Origin of the sequence: Streptomyces sp. NPDC014006, assembly GCF_043088925.1 — a bacterium.
Taxonomy (GTDB): Bacteria; Actinomycetota; Actinomycetes; order Streptomycetales; family Streptomycetaceae; genus Streptomyces.
Map to the genome: position 1 here is coordinate 497,716 of NZ_JBICAJ010000007.1, position 17,929 is coordinate 515,644.

Consider the following 17,929-nt stretch of genomic DNA (forward strand, 5'->3'; position numbering starts at 1 on the left):
TCAGGACTCCTTGACGGCGATGGTCTCCACCGTGTTCGCCACGTGCTCGAAGGCGTCCGCCGCCTCCTCCAGCACATCCACGATCTGCTTGAGCTTGAGCACCTCGATGGCGTCGTACTTGCCGTTGAAGAGGTGGGCGAGCAGCTTGCGGTGGATCTGGTCGGCCTGGTTCTCGAGGCGGTTGACCTCGATCCAGTACTCGGTCAGGTTCTGCATCGTCCGCAGGTTCGGCATGGCCTCGGCCGTGAGCTCGGCGGCCCGCGCCAGAACCTCGATCTGCTGCTCGACGCCCTTGGGGAGATCCTCGACGTTGTAGAGGACGACCAGGTCGACGGCCTCCTCCATGAAGTCCATGATGTCGTCGAGGGACGAGGCGAGGGTGTAGATGTCCTCGCGGTCGAACGGCGTGATGAACGAGGAGTTCAGCTGGTGGAAGATCGCGTGCGTGGCGTCGTCACCCGCGTGTTCCGCGGCCCGCATACGCTCTGCGATCTCGGCCCGGGCGGAGGTGTCCGCCCCGAGCAGTTCCATCAGGAGTTTCGAGCCGGTGACGATGTTGTCCGCGGACGCGGCGAACATGTCGTAGAAGCTCGTCTCCCTGGGGGTCAGACGAAAGCGCACGTGGGGTCCTCGGGATGCATCGGTTTCGGTCAGGCTGATGCTAGGCGCATCATCCGGCCACGGCTAACGGGCCGCCCCCCAGTGTCGCCCATCGACGAGACTGGTCGGCACGGGGGCTTCCGCGGCCGCATCCCCTTCTACCCGGCAAACTTCGGTACCATATACCCACCAGGGGTATATAGCCGTAATCTGGACACGGGTCGGCACACATGGCAGCACACTGGGAGGACGCGATGACGACCACCGAGGCCGGCGCGGGTGCGCCCTCCGCGACCGAGGCGGACCAGGCGACCGCGACGCCGGACGTGGTGACCGACCACGACCGCGGCGTGCACGGTTACCACCACCAGAAAGCCGAACACCTCAAGCGCCTGCGCCGCATCGAGGGCCAGATCCGCGGCCTGCAGCGCCTGGTCGACGAGGACGTGTACTGCATCGACATACTCACCCAGGTGTCGGCCTCCACCAAGGCGCTGCAGTCCTTCGCACTGCAACTGCTGGAGGAGCACCTGCGGCACTGCGTCGCCGACGCGGCCGTCAAGGGCGGCGACGAGATCGAGGCGAAGGTGAAGGAGGCCACGCAGGCCATCGCCCGCATGCTGCGCACCTGAGGCGGCGCCGGTGCGGGACCGGCCCGCTCACCCCTCGCGGGCGTCCCGCTCCTCGGCCACGCGCAGCACCTCGTCGATGCTCTCCATGCTGAGCCGCTCCCGGGCGGCCGAGGCGGCGATGATCAGCTCACAGCACAGCTCTATCTCGGCGAGCGCCACATGGTCCTGAACCGCCGTACCGCCGAGCGGAGCCACGAGCCTCACCTCATCTCTGCCGTCACCAGCTTCCTAGAGTAGGGAGCGGCCCACAGCCCGCGCATGGCACGGAAGGGCTAGTCCTCGGCTACTCGGCGATCCGCCCGTCGTAGATGTCCGCACTCCTCGGCAGTCGTACGGCGACGGGGACACCGAAGTCGTACAGCAGCGTCGTCGAGGCGACCGCCACGGCGCCCTTCTTCTGCCGGTTGACGAAACTGAACCGGTGCCGGATCTTGCGGATGCGGCCGCCGTCGTCGAGATAGACGTCGAACGGCACCAGCGCGGTGGCGAACCCTCTCGCCGCGGCGCGCAGCGCGTCCCGGTCGGCGGGGACCACGGCGCTGCGCGCGGCCGCGGCCAGGTCGGCGGTGCCGCGGTAGTGCCGCACCGGCGTCCCCGCGACCTCGGTACGCCCCACATAGGTCGCGGTGCGCGTGCCGCGCAGCACCTCGGCGGCTGCGAACGGGTCGGTCGCGCCGCCGGTGACGAGGTTGCCGTCGGAGACCTGGGCGGTCTCCACCCGCACCCATTTGTCGGCGGGCACCCCGGCGCCCCGGTTCTTCATGAACAGCGCGCCCGGAGCGAGCAGTTCCGTGATCGGCCGGTGCTCACCCCGCCCCGCCGGGTCCTGCGGCAGCATCACCCGCAACTCCCCCAGCCGGCGCCGGAAGTCGTAGACGCCCTCGCCGCGGATCGTCACGCGGGTGCCGCCGGTCGCCATCTCCATCGCCGTGCGCGCCTTCGAACTCCCGCCGGCCTCCAGCCGGTCCGGCGCCTGCCGGAGCAGCCCGACGGCGTCGTCGGCGCCCCGGGCGTCCTCCGCGGCGGCCCCGCTGCCGGAGCACCCCGCGGCACCGGCGCACACGCACACCATGACCCCGGCCGTGGCGAGTGCCCCGCCCGTATGCCGCCAGCGCTGCCGCCGCTGTGCCATCGCCTGCCTACCCCCAGCCGGTACGTCCGTCGCGGGCCGCCTGTCGTTCCGGTTAACGACGGGTAGGTGGAGCCGTCACGGCCCGGGAGCGGGTGCCGTCACCGTCCGACGGGCCGTTAACCATCCCCCGCTACGGTGGAGACGTGACCCAGCAGGACGGTCCTTCGTCGACCCGCCAGGAACACCACACGACCACCGTCGAACAAGGCCGCTTCTGCCTGGCCCGCTGCACATGCGGCTGGCGCGGCCCGGCGCGCCGGGCCCGAAGCCAGGCCAGAACCGACGCGGAGACCCACGCGAACGCGCCGTGACCGCACGGCCACGAGGGAACCCCGCGCGCCCCCACCCCGTCCCCACCCACAGAAAGCCCCACGGGACGGAGACCCACACATGGACCGGCGCACCTTCCTCGGCGGGACCGCGGCCGCGGTCACCACGGCGACCACGGCTGCCTGCACGGCCGGCGCCCAAGCGGGCGGCACCAAAGCACAAGCGGCGGCCAGCCCCCTGCTGAAAACCACCGCTGCCGCCGCCCCCGCCGGCCTCACCGCCCTCGCCCGGGACCTCGACGGCACCCTCGTGCGCCCCGGCGAGGCCGCCTGGGCGGCCGCCCGCCAGCTCTACAACACCCGCTTCGACAGCCTGAAGCCCACCGCCGTCGCCTACGTCGCGCACGCCGACGACATCCGCACCACCCTCGCCTACGCCCGCGCCCACCACCTCACCGTCGCGATCCGCAACGGCGGCCACTCATACGCCGGCTGGTCCTCCGGCGACAACCGCCTGATCCTCGACGTCTCCAAGCTCAACCGGGTCCGCGCCTCGGGCACCACGGCGGTGGTCGGCGCCGGCGCCAAGCTGATCGACGTCTACCGCGCCCTGGCGGCGAAAGGCGCGACGATACCCGCCGGTTCCTGCCCCACCGTCGGCGTCTCCGGTCTCACCCTCGGCGGCGGCCACGGCGTGGTCTCCCGCGCCTACGGCCTGACCTGCGACAGCCTCACCGCCGCCACCCTCGTCACCGCGGACGGCAAGCAGCTCACCGCCGACGCCAAGAACCACCCCGAGCTGTTCTGGGCCCTGCGCGGCGCAGGCAACGGCAACTTCGGTGTCGTCACCGAGCTGCACTTCCGCACCCACCCCGCCCCGCAGGCCGTGACCGCGTACCTGAGCTGGCCGTGGTCGAAGGCGGCCGCGGTGGTGAAGGCGTGGCAGGAGTGGGGTCCCGCACAGCCTGACGAGATCTGGTCGGCGCTGCACCTGGCGAACACCGCCGGGGGCACCCCGACCGTCACCGTCTCCGCCTTCTCCCTCGGCACCTACGGCGAGTTGAAGAACGCCGTCGACCGCCTCGCGCACAGCGCCGGCGCGAACGCCCTCAGCGTCTCTCTGCGCCGCCGCTCCTACGAGGAGGCGATGGAGATCTACGCCGGCTGCTCGGCCTTCTCCGCCGACGCGCAGTGCCATCTGCCGGGCGCGACGCCGGGCCGCTCGCCGCAGGGCCTGCTGCACCGCGAGACGTACGCGGCCCGCTCGGACTTCTTCGACCGGTCCCTGTCACCGGCCGGCATCCAGACCCTGCTCGCGCAGATCAAGTCGGTCCGCGGCGGCACCGGCAGCTTCGCGCTGACCGCGCTCGGCGGCGCCGTGAACCGCGTCGCCCCGACCGCGACGGCCTTCGTGCACCGCCGCTCCCGCATCCTGGCCCAGTACATCGCCGCCTGGCGCGCGGGCACGCCCGGTACGAGGTCCCAGTCCTGGCTGGCGGGCGCGCACGGCGCGATGCGGCCCCACGCCTCGGGGGCGGCGTACCAGAACTACACCGATGCGACGCTGAGGAACTGGCGCACCGCCTACTACGGCGACGCCGCGGCCCGCCTGGCGCAGGTGAAGAGGACCTACGACCCGAACCGCTTCTTCACCTTCCCGCAGGCCCTGTAGGGGCCCGGCGACCGCTCAGGCGGCCAGGTCACGTTCCTCGCTGCCGGCCTGCTGCCCGGAGCGCGCGTTCGGGATCAGCGCCTCCTGGCCGCCGGCCGGCCGCCGCCGGGAGCGGATCAGCCATCCGGCCCTCGACCGCTCCACGGCCTTGGCGAGCGGCGTCAGCAGCGCCGTGGCGAGCGGCGACAGCAACAGCGCCACGGCCGTACCGAGGGCGAAGCCGCCGATGACGTCGGTCGGGTAGTGCACCCCCATGAAGACACGGCAGAAGCCTTCGAGGAGGGCGAGTGCGATGCCGGCGAGCCCGAAGCGGCGGTTGGTGACGAACAGGGCGACACCCATGGCCATGGTGAGGGTGGCGTGGTCGCTGACGAAGGAGAAGTCGTTCTTGCCGGAGACGAGGACGTCCAGGCCCTGGTGGTCGGTGAAGGGCCGCGGCCGCTGCACGAAGCCGCGGATCGGGACGTTGACGAGGACGGCGACACCGGCCGCGAGCGGCGCCCACACCAGCCCGGCCACCGAGGAGGCGGCCTCCTCACCGCCGCGGCGCCGCACGGTCCACCAGCACCACAGGACCAGCAGGACCATGGCGAGCAGCAGCCCGTACTCGCCGACGAATTCCATGACCCGGTCGAACCAGTGCGGAGCGCCCTTGGCCAGGCCGTTGATGTCGTAAAGCAGGTCGACGTCGGGGTTCGACCCGGATTCGGCGAGTCCAGCCATCGTGCTGCGGCCCCTTCGTCGTTGTCCCGGACGCACCTCGCGTGCGCCGCTGCTGCCCACCCCCGTGGTGTGTAGACCCGCTTACGCCAGACGCGCGCTCGACTACGTCAACAGGAACGCACGGCCCCTGTTGATACGTTCCACCCTCCACCGAATGATCACGCAGACGTTATCGAACAGAGACTCATCACCGCAGCTCAGGGGATGGGTTCACAGACGGTTCACACCGAGGTGGGGAGCGCTTTCGCGCCATCCTCGGTGACCCGGGTGGCCCCGAAGTAGTCGCCCGTGTCGATCGGGTCGAACCGGATGACGGCCCCGGTGCGCGGTGCGTCGATCATGTACCCGCCGCCGACGTAGATGCCCACGTGGTGGATCTGCCGCGAGTCGGCCGGATCGTGGGAGAAGAACACCAGGTCCCCCGGCAGCAGTTCGTCCCGCTTGGGGTGCGGCCCCGCGTTGTACTGGTCGTTGGCGACCCGCGGCAGGGTGATGCCCACAGTCTGATAGGCGGCCTGCGTCAGCCCCGAGCAGTCGAACCGTCCGCCCTGCTCAGGCGTACCCTCACCACCCCACAGATAGGGCGTGCCGAGCTTCTTCTGAGCGAAGTAGATGGCGCCGGCGGCCTGTTCGGAGGGGTCGATGCGGCTGACGGGCGCGGCGAAGCTGTCCTCCAGCGTGGTGATCGTCTTCACGTAGTTCTGGGTCTCCTTGTACGGCGGCACACCCCCGTACTTGATGACCGCGTACGCGCCCGCGTTGTAGGCGGCGAGCATGTTGTGCGTGGCGTTGCCGGGGACGTCCTTGACGTACGTGGAGAGTTCGCAGTCGTACGACGCGGCCGATGGAATCGCGTCATTCGGGTCCCAGATGTCACGGTCGCCGTCGCCGTCGCCGTCGATGCCGTGCGTCGCCCAGGTGCCGGGGATGAACTGCGCTATCCCCAGTGCCTTCGCCGGGCTCCTGGCGGACGGATTGAACCCGCTCTCCTGGTAGAGCTGGGCGGCGAGCAGCGCCGGGTTGAGCGCGGGGCACAGATTGCCCCACTTCTGCACGAGGGCCTGGTAGGCGGCGGGCACCGCACCCTTGGCCAGCGCCCGGCCGGCTCCGCCGACGCCGTTCATGAGGTTCCCGGCGACGACGTACACCCCGACGACGAGCAGCAGCACGAAGCTCACTCCTGCCGCGGCGGCGCCACCCGCCCAGAGCCACGCCTTACGCACCGTCAACCGCCCCTCGCCGACCGGGAGTCCGCCCGCGTCAGTTTAGGAGCTTCCCACCCGGAATCCGCCGCAACCGGAGCTCTCGTGGTGGGGCCGCTTACATTGGCCGAAACGGCGCCGCCACTGTGGAGCTGACGACTCAGGGAAGGCCCACCGCGTCCCGGTACGCCTCCGCCGCCTCCGTGCCGAGGACCACGCTGTAGGACACGTCGTCGGTGTCGCCGCCGTCCTCGTGGCCGCCGAGGACGCCCACGACCTGTCCGTCCCCGTTGACCCAGGGGCTGCCGCTCGTGCCGGTGCTGAAGCCGGGGCAGACGATCCGCTGCTGGGTACGGCTGTGCGCCACCGGCTTGTTGGTGCACACCACCGGCGCCTCCTCCTCGTCGGGGTAGCCGGTGACGGTGACCGCGGTGGCCCCCGTCGTCGTACCGGTGACGAACCGGTTGGCGCCGACGACGTCCTCCACGTGCTTGCCGCCCCGCGGCGCGAGCACGGCGAAGGCCACGTCGCTGTCCTCGCTGCGGCCCGCCTCCCACCCGTCCGGCAGCAGCATCCGCTGCACCGGCCACACGCCGTAGGGCGCCTTGCCGTACCGGTAACCCGGCACGAACACCAGGTCGGTGTCGCCGTCACCGCCCAGGCAGTGCGCGGCCGTGACGATGAGGTCGCGGTGCGCACTGTGCACGACGGAGGCGGTGCAGAAGTGACCGCCCGTCCAGTCGGCGCGGTCGGCGTGGAAGAGCGCCCCGATCCGTGCGCTCGGCGGAGTGGGCGCGGCCCGCACGGTCACACCGAGGGGGCCGGGCCCGGCGTCCGCGGCGGCGACGGAGGAGGAAACACCGGCCAGCAGCACGAGCACGCCGAAAAAGGCGCGTCTGCGAGGGCGCACGGAGCGTGAGGAGCGCTTCATCGGCGACCACTGTGGCGGACGAAGGTGAGAAATTCGTCAGACGCGCGGCAGCGGCGGCTGCACGCATCGCGGAAACGGCGGAGCTCCGGCCGGACCGACCGGGACACCGATGACGACGCCGACCACGACAACGGCCATGACAGGGCTGCCTCCGTCCTTCATCGCACCGACACCGCACCGCTTGCCCCCGGGCGGCCCCGTCAACCTCCGGCGCCCGCCCGGCGCGGCAGCCCCACGCTACGACGCCGGGCCACAGCGCGACACCCGAACGGCGCCACCCCGGTGAAAGGCGGGTCGGGCGTTTTGGGCGGCCGCCGCCGGGAACGCCGCCGGTCAGCCCCGCCGCACCGCCGCCGGGAACGCCACCCCCGTCAGCTCCTCCGACACCGTCCACAGCCGCCGTGCCGCCGCCGGGTCGCTCGCCGCCGCCGAGCGGCCCACCAGGGCCGGGGCGCCGCGCAGCTCGCCGAGCCCGTCGGGGCCGACGTAGCTCGCGCCGGGCAGGTCCGCCACCGCCGCGTACAGGGTCGGCAGGGCGCCGGCCCGGTCGTCCTGCGCCAGGAGGCGGTTGCCGGCCTGCATGAGAACCCGTGTCACCGGGTTCGCGGCGTGGCTCTGCAGATTGGTCGCCGCCCAGCCGGGATGGGCCGCGAGCGCGCGCACCGGGGACCCGGCCTCGGTCAGGCGGCGCTGGAGCTCCAGCGTGAAGAGCAGGTTGGCGAGCTTGGACTGGGCGTAGGCGCGCTGCGGGTTGTAGCGCCGGTCCAGGTTCAGGTCGTCGAAGTGGATCGCCGCCCCTGGCCAGCGGTGCGCGCCGGACGCCACCGTCACCACACGGTCCGTGACGTGCGGCAGCAGCAGATTGGTCAGCGCGAAGTGGCCCAGGTGGTTGGTGCCGAACTGGGTCTCGAAGCCGTCCTTCGTCCGGCCTTGCGGCACCATCATCACGCCCGCGTTGTTGACCAGCAGGTCCAGCGGTCCCTCCCAGCCGGCCGCGAACTCCTTCACCGAGGCCAGATCCGCCAGGTCCAGCCGGCGCACCTCGGTACTGCCGCGCACGGTCGCCGCCGCGGCCCGGCCCCGCTCCTCGTCCCGTACCGCGAAGACGACATGCGCCCCGGCCCCGGCGAGCGCGCCGGCGGCCACGAGGCCGATGCCGCTGTTGGCGCCGGTCACCACAGCCGTACGCCCGGTCAGATCCGGCACCGCGGACACGTTCCACTTGCTCTGCCTGTCAGCCATGCTCCCAATGTAGGCATCGCCAACAATGCTGTCAATGACAACAAAGCTGACGATGTCAACAATGCTGCTCCTGACAACATCGGGATACGATGACCCACATGCCCGCAAGCCGCCCCTACCACCACGGAGACCTGCGCGCCGCCCTCCTCAAGAGCGCCGAACGCACCCTCCGCGACAAGGGCGCCGGCGCACTCTCGCTGCGGGAACTCGCCCGCGACATCGGCGTCAGCCACGCCGCCCCGGGGCGGCACTTCAAGGACAAGCAGGCCCTGCTCGACGCCCTCGCCCTCACCGGCTACGAACGGCTCATCCGGGCCCTGCGCAGCGCCGACACCCCCGGACTCCCCCTGCCGCAGCGCCTGACCTCACTCGCCCGCGCCTACCTCGGGTTCGCCATCGACAACCCCGCGCTGCTCGAGCTGATGTTCGCCCGCAAACACGAGCCGGACGCCCAGCTCGCCGACGCCGTCGAACGCTCCATCGGCTCCCTCACCCACCTGGTCGCCGATGCCCAGCAGCGCGGCGAACTCGTCGCGGGCGACCCCGAGCGCATCACCATGGTCATGGCCGCGAGCCTGCACGGCCTCGCCGCCCTCGTCGCCAGCTGCGCGCTCCCCGCCCAGGAGGCCCTCGACGGCCTGGACGACCACGTCCACCACCTGCTGCACGGCCTCACCCCGCGCCGGCCCTGACCCTGCGTCACCATGCCCGCCGGGCACGGGCCCACCGCGCCCCCTTCCCCCGGCCGGAGATAGCCTTCACCCTCGGAACAGTGACACGACCGATCGACCGATCAACCGTCAGAAACGGCCCAGGTCACAAGAGGGCACAACGAAGGAACCACACGACTGGTTCCGCACCGGCCTCATTGCCCGGCGTGACCTGCCGTGATACACAGAGTGACCATACGACTCTTCGCAAGCTGTTCGTACGAAACCCGCCAGCGAATGACGCCAAGTCGACATACGACAGCGGCATCGTCGGCGAGAATGAGGCCTGACCTCTGCACACCGCAGGGGACTGCGGAACTACCCAACAGGGGCGGTGACTTACATGCTCTTTGCGGCCGACAAGGGAGACATCAACACCATCATCGGCGGGATCGCTCCGGACTGGGGCCCGTTCGGCAGCCTGGGCAACGAAGCCAAGGTGATGATCGAGGTGGTGATGGCCGTCGCCATCCTGCTCTGCCTCGGCATCGCCGTATGGGGGGCCGCCAAGCAGCGGATCGGCGCCACCGCCCTGCGGGACACCTTCAGCGCCGAGCAGGGCAAGGGGCTCATCATCGCCGGGCTCACCGGGGTGTTCATCATCGGCTCGCTCGGCACGCTGTTCACGATCGTGTACGGCATGGCCGTGTAGCAGGCGCGCCGCCCGTACCTCCCTCCCGTCCCACTCACCTGTCGTGCCCACCGGCTGAGGTTGCGTCTCCCTGATGTCGAGTCACCACACCGCGCCCGCGCGGGAACCAGCACGGCTACCGTCGTACTCCTACGCGTTCCGGTACGAGGTGTTCTTGAACGACGTCGAGGGGGCGTACGCGGCATGAGTCTCGGGGACGAGCACGACGCGGCCGGCGGCTACGGCGGCAGCGGCCAGACCCGCACACGGCTGCCGGACCGCCCCGGCGACCCCTACGGCGGGGCCCGCCGCCCCGGCCGCCGCTCCTCCTCACGGAGCACGGTCACGGTGGTCGCGGTGGTGGTCCTCCTCATCGCCGCCATCGCCTTCGCCAACCGCGGCGGTGACGACCCGTCGTCCGACCGCGCAGCGGGCAACAAACCCAAGTCGGCCCCGACGGCCGCGACGGGCACGAAACCGGTCCAGACGAACACCTCCGGCATCCCCACGGGCTTCGCCCACGACCAGCAGGGGGTGCAGTCCGCTGCCGCGAACTATTCGGTGGTGCTGGGTTCGACGGACATGTTCAACAAGGGCAGCCGGCACTCGATTTTGGCCGCCCTCTACACGCCGGAGGCCCAAGCGAAGCTGCAGGCTCCGATGGACGCGGCCTATTCGGCGGACTTCCTCGACAAGATGGGCCTTGACCAGAACGGCACTCCTCCGGCGGGAAGCACGTTCGTCTCCCGCGTGGTCCCGGTGGGGACCACCGTCCAGCAGTACACCGACAGCAGTGCGGCGGTCGCCGTCTGGTACATGGGGCTGATCGGGATGGCTGGTGAGGCGTCCACGGACCCGGTCAAGTCCACCTGGAAGACCTGGACCTTCGACATGCGGTGGACGGGTTCCGACTGGAAGATCGTCAAGGACTCCCAGAAAGACGGCCCCGCACCAGTACCCGGCGACGACAAGGCCGCCTCATCCGACGAGATCAGCAAGGCCATCCAGGAGTACGGAGGGTTCACGTATGCCCGGTAACCCGCACCGTCTGCTCAGGCTCGCCGGGATCGTGACGGCCGTACAGACGACCGCCGTGCTGCTGGCCACCCGCGCCTTGGCCGCCCCCAGTCCGACACCCACGCCGGCCGCGAGCAACGACCCCTGCGATCTCATCGTCGGCGAGGCCAAGAAGTACTGCGAAAAAGGCAACAGTTCCTCCTCCGGTAGCCGCTCCGTAACCCCCGACCCCACCTCCGCCCTCGACCCCCTCTCCTCCCTCGCCAAGGGCTGTGCCGACGCCGCGTCCTGGACCGTCGACAAGCTCAGCGCGGCCGTGAAGGAGACGGCCACCGTCGACTTCACGAACCAGAAGTTCCTCCAGCAGTACGCCGTCGTCTTCGCCGCGTCGACGATCCTCACGCTGCTGCTGTGGCTGCTGGCCGTGGCCAAGCGAGCCGTCCGCGGCGTGCCCCTGAGCACCGCGATCTCCGAAGCCGTCGGCTTCCTCTGGCTCACCGTGCTGGCCTCCGCCTTCACGCCGCTGATCCTCTACACCGTCGTCTCCGCGGCCGATGGCGTCAGCGACGTGCTCGCGAGGACCACCGGCGACCAGGCCGACACCTTCTTCGGCACCTTCTCCGCCGCCCTGAAGAAGGGCGACAACATCGGCGGCGGCCCGATCATGCTGATCGTCGTCTCCCTGGTCAGCATCCTCGCCGCCGGCGTCCTGTGGCTGGAGCTCGTCATCCGCGCCGCCCTGCTCTACGTCGGCGCCCTGCTCGGCACCGTCGTCTACTCCGGCCTGGTCGACAAGAACATGTGGGGCCACGTCCGCCGCTGGGCCGGCGTCATGATCGCGGTCATCCTGATCAAGCCGGTCATCGTCATCGTGCTCGGACTCGCCGGCGCCCTGTCCTCCGGCGACGGCCCCGACGCGTTCTCCGCCGTCGTCTCCGGCCTCGCGATCATCCTGCTCGCCATCTTCGCCTCGGCGATGATCTACCGCTTCGTCCCCGGCTTCGGCGACGAGATCGTCAACTCCCGCAACAACCGCATCATGCAGGGCGCCGAAGGCAAGGCCGCCGCCGTCATCAGCTCCCCGGCGAGCCTCGTCGCCCAGGGCATCAAGACGCACAGCACCCGCGCCGACAGCAACGGCGGCCAGTCCTCCGCGTCCAGCACTCCCCGCCAGGCCAACCCCGCCTCCGGCGGCGTCGCCGCGCACAGCGCGCGCACCTCGACCGGAGGTGGCGGCGGAACTGTCCCCTCCGCCGCTCCCCCGCCCCGCGCGAGCAGTCCGGTCAACACACCGCACGCCAGCAACACCCGCAACAGCAGTACCAATCGCACGGGAGGTGAAGGGCGTTGACGACCGAGTCCCACGTGTCCCATCCGGTCACGCCCCGCCGTACATATCTGATCGGCCGCGCCCGGCCGAACGCCATCGTCGGCCGCAACCGCGAATCCGGCGAGCTCGCGCTGATCATCATCGGCGCGTTCCTCGGCATGATGTGCGGGCTCCTCGTCCCCGTCCTGTCCCTGCGCATCCTGCTGCTGATGGGCTTCCCGCTGCTCGCGCTGGCCGCGGTGTACGTGCCGTACAAGCGACGCACGTTCTACAAGTGGTTCGAGATCAACCGCAGCTACAAGCGCACCCTCAAGCAGGGCGCCACCTACCGCTCCGGCGTCGTGGAGGCCGGCACCCGGCTCGACGGCAAGGAGATCGAGGTCGGCCCGCCGCCCGGCATCGGCCGGATCAACTGGCTCGCCGCCCCCTTCGGCCCCGACGAGATCGCCGTACTCCTGCACGCCGACCGCAGAACCGTCACCGCCGCCATCGAGATCGAGGGCCCCGGCGTCGGCCTGCGCGACAGCGAGGACCAGGAAGCCCTCGTCGACCGCTTCGGCACGCTGCTCAAGCACGTCGCCAACGGCGACGGCTTCGTCACCCGTCTGCAGATGCTCGCCCGCACCCTGCCCGCCGATCCCGACGCCCACGCCAAGGACGTCGCCGTCCGCGGCGACGGCAAGGCGCCGCGGTGGCTGCAGCAGTCGTACGACCAACTGCAGTCGATGGTGTCCACCAGCAGCGAGCAGCACCGCGCCTACCTGGTCGCCTGCATGCACTACACCCGCGACCTGGCAGCCGAGGCCAACGCCATGGCCCGCGCCGCCCGCGCCCACGGCAGCAAGGTCGACCGCGACGCCGGCCTCGCCGTCGTCATGGCCCGCGAGCTGACCGACATCTGCTCGCGCCTGCAGGAGGCCGACATCCGGGTCCGCCAGCCCCTCGGCCAGGGCCGGCTCGCCTCCCTCATCCACTCCATGTACGACCCGGACCACCCGATCGACCACATCCAGGCGATGACCAAGCGCAACGCCTGGCCGGCCGAGCTGGACGCCCGCGAGCCCACCTTCCTCCAGGCCAAGACGCGCGAGTCCTCCACCCGCGCCCCCTGGTGTCACGCCACAGCCTGGGTCAAGGAGTGGCCGATGACCCCGGTCGGCGTGAACTTCCTCGCGCCCCTGCTCGTCCACACCCCCGACGTCATCCGGACCGTCGCCGTCACGATGGACCTCGAACCCACCGAGGTCGCCATCGAACGCATGCTGACCGAGAAGACCAACGACGTCGCCGAGGCCTCCCGCGCGGCCAAGATGAACCGCACCGTCGACCCGCGGGACATCGCCGCCCACAACCGCCTCGACCAGCGCGGCGAGGACCTCGCCAGCGGCGCCGCCGGAGTGAACCTGGTCGGCTACATCACCGTGTCTTCCCGCTCCCCGGAGGCACTCGCCCGCGACAAGCGCACCATAAGGGCCTCGGCAGGAAAGTCGTATCTGAAGCTGGAGTGGTGCGACCGCGAGCACCACCGCGCCTTCGTGAACACACTTCCGTTCGCCACCGGCATCCGAAGGTAGGGGCTGATTCGCCGATGCGGGATCCGCTGTCCGTCCTCACCGACGCCTTCACGTCCTTCCTCTTCGGGAAGGTCGAGACGACCCGGCTGCCCGTGCGCACCTCCACGGGCCAGGCCCAGGCGGTCTATCTGCCGACCGCCGCCCCCGGCCTCGGCGACTCCGGCGTCATCATCGGCCGCGAGGTCTACTCCGGGAAGGGCTACATCTACGACCCGTTCCAGCTCTACGGCCAGCAGCTCCCGGCGCCGCACTGGCTCGTCCTCGGCGAGTCCGGCAATGGCAAGTCGGCCCTGGAGAAGACGTACGTCCTGCGCCAGCTGCGCTTCCGCGACCGCCAGGTCGTCGTCCTGGACGCCCAGGGCGAGGACGGCGTCGGCGAGTGGAACCTGATCGCGCAGCAGCTGGGGATAACGCCCATCCGGCTCGACCCGATGGCCGCCCTGGACCACGGCATCCGCCTCAACCCGCTGGACCCGGCGATCACCACCACCGGCCAGCTGGCGCTGCTGCGCACGATCATCGAGGTGGCGATGGGCCACGGCCTGGACGAACGCTCCGGCTTCGCCCTCAAGGTCGCGCACTCCTACGTCAACGAGACGATCGTCGACCGCCAGCCGGTCCTGTCCGACATCGTCGAGCAGCTGCGGCACCCCGAGCCCGAGTCCGCCGAGGCGATGAACGTCGCCATAGACGACGTACGGGCGTGGGGCCTGGACGTCGCCCTGGTGCTGGACCGCCTGGTCGACGGTGACCTGCGGGGCATGTTCGACGGCCCGACCACGGTCGGCATCGACCTCGACGCCCCGCTGATCGTCTTCGACCTCTCCCACATCGACCGCAACTCCATCGCCATGCCCATCCTCATGGCGATCGTCGGCGTGTGGCTGGAACACACCTGGATCCGCCCCGACCGCAAGAAGCGCATCTTCCTCGTCGAAGAGGCCTGGCACATCATCAACAGCCCCTTCGTGGCCCAGCTGTTCCAGCGCCTGCTGAAGTTCGGCCGCCGCCTCGGCCTGTCCTTCGTCGCGGTCGTCCACCACCTGTCCGACGTCGTCGACGGCGCGGCCGCGAAGGAAGCGGCGGCGATCCTGAAGATGGCCTCGACGCGCACGATCTACGCCCAGAAAGCCGACGAGGCACGGGCCACGGGCCGCGTCCTGGGCCTGCCCCGCTGGGCGGTGGAGATCATCCCCACCCTCACCCCCGGCATCGCGGTCTGGGACGTCAACGGCAACGTCCAGGTGGTCAAACACCTGATCACCGAGGCGGAACGCCCCCTGGTCTTCACCGACCGCGCGATGACCGAGTCCTCCCTCGACCACGACGCCCTGCGCGCCGCCGAGCTGGAGGCCGAGGAACGGGCGGCGGCGTTCATGGAGGAGCACCTGGCCGACGTGGACGGCTCGTCCGAGTCGACGGTGGCCTAGGCACGGAAGGACGGCGCAGCCATGAGACCGGGTGACGAGCGCGACGGCCGCCGGGACAACCAGGGCGGCATCCCCGACGGCCTCCTCGTCGGCATACTCGCGTTCCTGCTCGGCATGACCCTGCTGGTCTGGACGGCGACGGGCCTGGCCGGCCTCTTCTCCCACGGCGCCTGGCCTACGGCGGTCACCTTCACCCGTACGCCGTCGGCGATGCGCCACCTGATCGGGCAGCCCCATGACGTCACCGGCGCCTGGCCGGACACCCCGGCCGGCGAACTCTCCGGCTACGGCCTGTTCTGGGGCCTGTTCATCGGCCAGTTGATGGTGCTGTTCGTCCTGACGGTCTTCGTCATGGGCACGGTGGCCCGCTGGCGTGCCGGGCGGGCCAGGCGCCGGGCGCAGCCGACGGCGGTGCCCCCGACGCCGACGCAGCCGGACGCACACGAGGTTCCCGCCCCCCGGACGGAACCGGAACAGCCGCAACCACTGCCCCCCGTGGAAGCGCGGCCCGAACCCGGCGGCTCGCTGCCCCACGGCACACCGGTGACCGGCTGGGAGACCCCCGAAGGCCCGGTCCACTACGCCTCCCGGGAAAACCGCCTGCTCACAGCCGTCCAAGCGGTGCGCGACGCCGAGGGCCCCCTCCTGGTCGTCACCTCGAACCCGGCCGTCTGGCAGGACACCAAGGACGCCCGGGCCAAGCTGGGCCCCACCCACCTCTACGACCCGGCCCACCTGTGCGACACGCCGTCCCGCCTGCACTGGTCTCCCACCACCGGCTGCGAGGACAAACAAACGGCGAAGGACAGGGCCGCCGCTCTCCTCGCCCCGGTCCGCCCCACCTCCCGCCTGGACCAGGCGGTCAGCGACACCGCGGAAACCCTCCTGCGCAGCTACCTGCACGCCGCCGCCGTCGACGGCCGCACCCTCCGCCACGTCCACCGCTGGTCGCAGGGCACCCAGATCCAGGACGCCGTCCGCGTTCTGCGGACGAGCCCGAAGGCCGCCGCCGGGTCCGCGGGCGAGCTGGAGGCCGCGCTCACCGCCCACCCCGACCGCCGCGACATGGCCCAGGAACTGCTGACGCGGGCCCTGTCCGCCCTGTCCACGGTGAACATCCGGGAAGCGTGCACTCCCAACCGAACTGATGCGCTCGCCTTGGATTCCTTCGTCCACGAAGGGGGCAGTCTCTATCTGGTGGGCGAATCCCTCGAGGACCCCAGGACAGACCCGGGCGCGATGCCCTTCCTGACGGCCCTCGTCTCGAGCGTGGTCGAGCGCGGCCGGCGCATGGCCGAACGGTCATCCTCCGGTCGGCTCGACCCACCATTCACGCTCGTCCTGGACGACATCGCCGCCGTGGCCCCCCTCCCTCAGCTCCCCGAGCTGCTGGCCCGCGGCACCGAGCAGGGTCTGCCGACCCTGGCCCTGCTCCGCTCCCGCGAACAGGCCCGCTCCCGCTGGCCGCACGACGAACTGCCGGTGTGACCGGGGGCCGCGCCAACCGCCGTCAACCCCGCTCCAGCACGAACTCCAGCTCCGTCTGCTCAGGCGCCCCCGGCAACGGCACGGTCAGCCCGCTCGGCACGAACCCGGCCTTGCGGTAGAAGCCCTGCGCCCGCTTGTTGTCCTCGTGCACGATCAGCCGCACCCGCTCCAGACCGATCCCCCACGCCCACTCCAGGGCCGCGTCGAACAGCGCCTTCGTCAGCCCGGACCCACGGTGTTCCGGCCGCACATAGACACCGACGACATGCCCCTGCCGCCGCTCCACGGGAAACCCGGCCCAGTCCGTCGTCCCGGCCTCCTCGACGAGTACGGTCACCGAGCCGGCCCACTGCCCGTCAGCGCCCTCGGCGACGAACTGCCGGGCCCCGGTGCCTCCCTCGCCGGAGCCTGCCGCCCGCTCCTGCCAGAACGCGTCGGACCGCTCCGCGGCCTGCTCATAGGTCTCGAGAAACGCGAGGTGCGCGAGCGGGTCCCGCAGGGCGGCCAGCCGGAGCTCCTTCACGGCGGGCCAGTCCTCGGCACGTATCGGGCGGATGGCGAGATCATCGCTGGTCAGGGAATCCATGCGGTCACGGTAGCCAGCAACCGGCGACCCCACACCTCATATTCGACCGCGGTTGTCAGTGGGGGCACCTAGTGTGATGCCCCATGACGACTCTGCCCGACAGACCCCACACCGCACTGCTCATCATCGACGTCCAGAACGGCGTGGTGGACCAGGCCCACAACCGGGACGCCGTGGTGGCGAACATCCGCACCCTCACGGAGCGGGCCCGCACGGCCGCCGTCCCGGTGATCTGGGTGCAGCACTCCGACGACGAGCTGGAGTTCGGCAGCAAGAGCTGGAAGTACGTCCCGGAGCTGGTCCGCCGCGACGACGAACCGCTCGTCCACAAGAAGTACGGCGACTCCTTCGAGGAAACGGACCTCGAAGCCCTACTGGCGGAGCACAAGGTGGGCCGACTGGTGGTCACGGGCGCCCAGACGGACGCCTGTATCCGCTCCACCCTGCACGGCGCCATCGTCCGTGGCTACGACGCGACCCTGGTCGCGGACGCTCACACCACCGAGGACATGACCAAGTACGGGGCGCCGGCCCCGGAGCAGGTGATCGCGCACACCAACCTGTCCTGGCAGTGGCACACGGCTCCCGGTCGCAAGGGTGGGACGACGACTACGGAGGAACTCACCTTCTGAAGGTGCCGGAAACGCAGAAAACCCCGCACCGTAAGGTGCGGGGTTTTCTTCAAGAATTGTTCGGCGGCGTCCTACTCTCCCACAGGGTCCCCCCTGCAGTACCATCGGCGCTGTAAGGCTTAGCTTCC

Annotated in this window: 19 protein-coding genes; 11 read left to right on the plus strand and 8 right to left on the minus strand. The window is 70.7% G+C overall.

Annotated elements, in window-relative coordinates; translation table 11 throughout:
- Entirely contained in the window at positions 1 to 621 is a 621-nt protein-coding gene (locus tag ACF1GV_RS25740; protein WP_363263692.1) for a DUF47 family protein, read from the minus strand.
- Between the two features lie 233 nt (positions 622 to 854).
- Here ACF1GV_RS25740 and ACF1GV_RS25745 point away from each other — a divergent pair, with 233 nt between their 5' ends.
- Positions 855 to 1,232 (plus strand): metal-sensitive transcriptional regulator, encoded by a 378-nt coding sequence (locus tag ACF1GV_RS25745; RefSeq protein ID WP_363263731.1) that lies wholly within the window; start codon positions 855 to 857, stop codon positions 1,230 to 1,232.
- 27 nt (positions 1,233 to 1,259) lie between these two features.
- Here ACF1GV_RS25745 and ACF1GV_RS25750 read toward each other — a convergent pair whose 3' ends face one another.
- Positions 1,260 to 1,427 (minus strand): hypothetical protein, encoded by a 168-nt coding sequence (locus ACF1GV_RS25750; RefSeq protein ID WP_361636124.1) that lies wholly within the window; start codon positions 1,425 to 1,427, stop codon positions 1,260 to 1,262.
- Positions 1,428 to 1,515: 88 nt separating this feature from the next.
- Complete coding sequence (locus ACF1GV_RS25755; protein ID WP_391685045.1) at positions 1,516 to 2,364, minus strand: hypothetical protein; 849 nt, start codon at positions 2,362 to 2,364, stop codon at positions 1,516 to 1,518.
- A gap of 143 nt (positions 2,365 to 2,507) precedes the next feature.
- On the opposite strand from ACF1GV_RS25755, the gene ACF1GV_RS25760 reads away from it, so the two are divergent.
- Both ACF1GV_RS25760 and ACF1GV_RS25765 read left to right on the plus strand, forming a co-directional pair.
- A complete protein-coding gene (locus ACF1GV_RS25760; protein ID WP_363263694.1) occupies positions 2,508 to 2,675 on the plus strand; it encodes a hypothetical protein in 168 nt (55 codons plus the stop codon).
- Between the two features lie 79 nt (positions 2,676 to 2,754).
- The gene (locus ACF1GV_RS25765; protein ID WP_391685047.1) at positions 2,755 to 4,305 is read left to right on the plus strand and encodes an FAD-binding oxidoreductase; all 1,551 of its coding nucleotides are present in this window, start codon (positions 2,755 to 2,757) and stop codon (positions 4,303 to 4,305) included.
- Positions 4,306 to 4,320: 15 nt separating this feature from the next.
- Here ACF1GV_RS25765 and ACF1GV_RS25770 read toward each other — a convergent pair whose 3' ends face one another.
- The 4 genes from ACF1GV_RS25770 to ACF1GV_RS25785 all read right to left on the minus strand — a co-directional run bounded on the left by ACF1GV_RS25770 (position 4,321) and on the right by ACF1GV_RS25785 (position 8,403).
- Positions 4,321 to 5,028 carry a phosphatase PAP2 family protein gene (locus ACF1GV_RS25770; protein WP_391685049.1) on the minus strand — a complete coding sequence of 236 codons (708 nt, stop codon included), beginning with the start codon at positions 5,026 to 5,028 and terminating at the stop codon, positions 4,321 to 4,323.
- A 221-nt stretch (positions 5,029 to 5,249) separates the two neighbouring features.
- A complete protein-coding gene (locus ACF1GV_RS25775) occupies positions 5,250 to 6,257 on the minus strand; it encodes an NlpC/P60 family protein (RefSeq protein ID WP_391685051.1) in 1,008 nt (335 codons plus the stop codon).
- A 133-nt stretch (positions 6,258 to 6,390) separates the two neighbouring features.
- Positions 6,391 to 7,161, minus strand: coding sequence for a trypsin-like peptidase domain-containing protein (locus ACF1GV_RS25780; protein WP_391685053.1), 771 nt, complete (start codon positions 7,159 to 7,161; stop codon positions 6,391 to 6,393).
- A gap of 333 nt (positions 7,162 to 7,494) precedes the next feature.
- Positions 7,495 to 8,403 (minus strand): oxidoreductase, encoded by a 909-nt coding sequence (locus tag ACF1GV_RS25785; RefSeq protein WP_391685055.1) that lies wholly within the window; start codon positions 8,401 to 8,403, stop codon positions 7,495 to 7,497.
- A gap of 89 nt (positions 8,404 to 8,492) precedes the next feature.
- On the opposite strand from ACF1GV_RS25785, the gene ACF1GV_RS25790 reads away from it, so the two are divergent.
- The 7 genes from ACF1GV_RS25790 to ACF1GV_RS25820 all read left to right on the plus strand — a co-directional run bounded on the left by ACF1GV_RS25790 (position 8,493) and on the right by ACF1GV_RS25820 (position 16,583).
- Entirely contained in the window at positions 8,493 to 9,095 is a 603-nt protein-coding gene (locus tag ACF1GV_RS25790; RefSeq protein WP_391685057.1) for a TetR/AcrR family transcriptional regulator, read from the plus strand.
- Positions 9,096 to 9,456: 361 nt separating this feature from the next.
- On the plus strand, positions 9,457 to 9,765 hold the full coding sequence (locus ACF1GV_RS25795; protein ID WP_014673544.1) for a hypothetical protein: 309 nt from the start codon (positions 9,457 to 9,459) through the stop codon (positions 9,763 to 9,765).
- A gap of 183 nt (positions 9,766 to 9,948) precedes the next feature.
- Positions 9,949 to 10,782 carry a hypothetical protein gene (locus ACF1GV_RS25800; protein WP_391685059.1) on the plus strand — a complete coding sequence of 278 codons (834 nt, stop codon included), beginning with the start codon at positions 9,949 to 9,951 and terminating at the stop codon, positions 10,780 to 10,782.
- Positions 10,772 to 12,112: a hypothetical protein gene (locus tag ACF1GV_RS25805; protein ID WP_391685061.1), complete on the plus strand. Its 1,341-nt coding sequence runs from the start codon at positions 10,772 to 10,774 to the stop codon at positions 12,110 to 12,112. The genes ACF1GV_RS25800 and ACF1GV_RS25805 overlap by 11 nt, the downstream gene beginning before the upstream one ends.
- Complete coding sequence (locus ACF1GV_RS25810) at positions 12,109 to 13,665, plus strand: SCO6880 family protein (RefSeq protein ID WP_391685063.1); 1,557 nt, start codon at positions 12,109 to 12,111, stop codon at positions 13,663 to 13,665. Before ACF1GV_RS25805 ends, ACF1GV_RS25810 begins: the two co-directional genes overlap by 4 nt.
- A 14-nt stretch (positions 13,666 to 13,679) precedes the next feature.
- Positions 13,680 to 15,095: an ATP-binding protein gene (locus ACF1GV_RS25815; protein WP_391685065.1), complete on the plus strand. Its 1,416-nt coding sequence runs from the start codon at positions 13,680 to 13,682 to the stop codon at positions 15,093 to 15,095.
- Between the two features lie 21 nt (positions 15,096 to 15,116).
- Entirely contained in the window at positions 15,117 to 16,583 is a 1,467-nt protein-coding gene (locus ACF1GV_RS25820) for a type VI secretion protein (RefSeq protein WP_391685067.1), read from the plus strand.
- 22 nt (positions 16,584 to 16,605) lie between these two features.
- Here the strand turns inward: ACF1GV_RS25820 and ACF1GV_RS25825 are convergent, their stop codons facing one another.
- Complete coding sequence (locus ACF1GV_RS25825) at positions 16,606 to 17,169, minus strand: GNAT family N-acetyltransferase (RefSeq protein WP_391685069.1); 564 nt, start codon at positions 17,167 to 17,169, stop codon at positions 16,606 to 16,608.
- An 83-nt stretch (positions 17,170 to 17,252) separates the two neighbouring features.
- On the opposite strand from ACF1GV_RS25825, the gene ACF1GV_RS25830 reads away from it, so the two are divergent.
- Positions 17,253 to 17,801, plus strand: coding sequence for an isochorismatase family protein (locus ACF1GV_RS25830; protein ID WP_391685071.1), 549 nt, complete (start codon positions 17,253 to 17,255; stop codon positions 17,799 to 17,801).
- The last annotated feature ends 128 nt before the right edge of the window (positions 17,802 to 17,929 follow it).

Coding starts and splice junctions, on each gene's coding strand:
- ACF1GV_RS25745 (WP_363263731.1), top strand. CDS start 855: ATGACGACCACCGAGGCCGGCGCGGGTGCGCCCTCCGCGACCGAGGCG.
- ACF1GV_RS25755 (WP_391685045.1), bottom strand. CDS start 2,364: ATGGCACAGCGGCGGCAGCGCTGGCGGCATACGGGCGGGGCACTCGCC.
- ACF1GV_RS25765 (WP_391685047.1), top strand. CDS start 2,755: ATGGACCGGCGCACCTTCCTCGGCGGGACCGCGGCCGCGGTCACCACG.
- ACF1GV_RS25770 (WP_391685049.1), bottom strand. CDS start 5,028: ATGGCTGGACTCGCCGAATCCGGGTCGAACCCCGACGTCGACCTGCTT.
- ACF1GV_RS25780 (WP_391685053.1), bottom strand. CDS start 7,161: ATGAAGCGCTCCTCACGCTCCGTGCGCCCTCGCAGACGCGCCTTTTTC.
- ACF1GV_RS25785 (WP_391685055.1), bottom strand. CDS start 8,403: ATGGCTGACAGGCAGAGCAAGTGGAACGTGTCCGCGGTGCCGGATCTG.
- ACF1GV_RS25790 (WP_391685057.1), top strand. CDS start 8,493: ATGACCCACATGCCCGCAAGCCGCCCCTACCACCACGGAGACCTGCGC.
- ACF1GV_RS25795 (WP_014673544.1), top strand. CDS start 9,457: ATGCTCTTTGCGGCCGACAAGGGAGACATCAACACCATCATCGGCGGG.
- ACF1GV_RS25800 (WP_391685059.1), top strand. CDS start 9,949: ATGAGTCTCGGGGACGAGCACGACGCGGCCGGCGGCTACGGCGGCAGC.
- ACF1GV_RS25805 (WP_391685061.1), top strand. CDS start 10,772: ATGCCCGGTAACCCGCACCGTCTGCTCAGGCTCGCCGGGATCGTGACG.
- ACF1GV_RS25815 (WP_391685065.1), top strand. CDS start 13,680: ATGCGGGATCCGCTGTCCGTCCTCACCGACGCCTTCACGTCCTTCCTC.
- ACF1GV_RS25820 (WP_391685067.1), top strand. CDS start 15,117: ATGAGACCGGGTGACGAGCGCGACGGCCGCCGGGACAACCAGGGCGGC.
- ACF1GV_RS25825 (WP_391685069.1), bottom strand. CDS start 17,169: ATGGATTCCCTGACCAGCGATGATCTCGCCATCCGCCCGATACGTGCC.
- ACF1GV_RS25830 (WP_391685071.1), top strand. CDS start 17,253: ATGACGACTCTGCCCGACAGACCCCACACCGCACTGCTCATCATCGAC.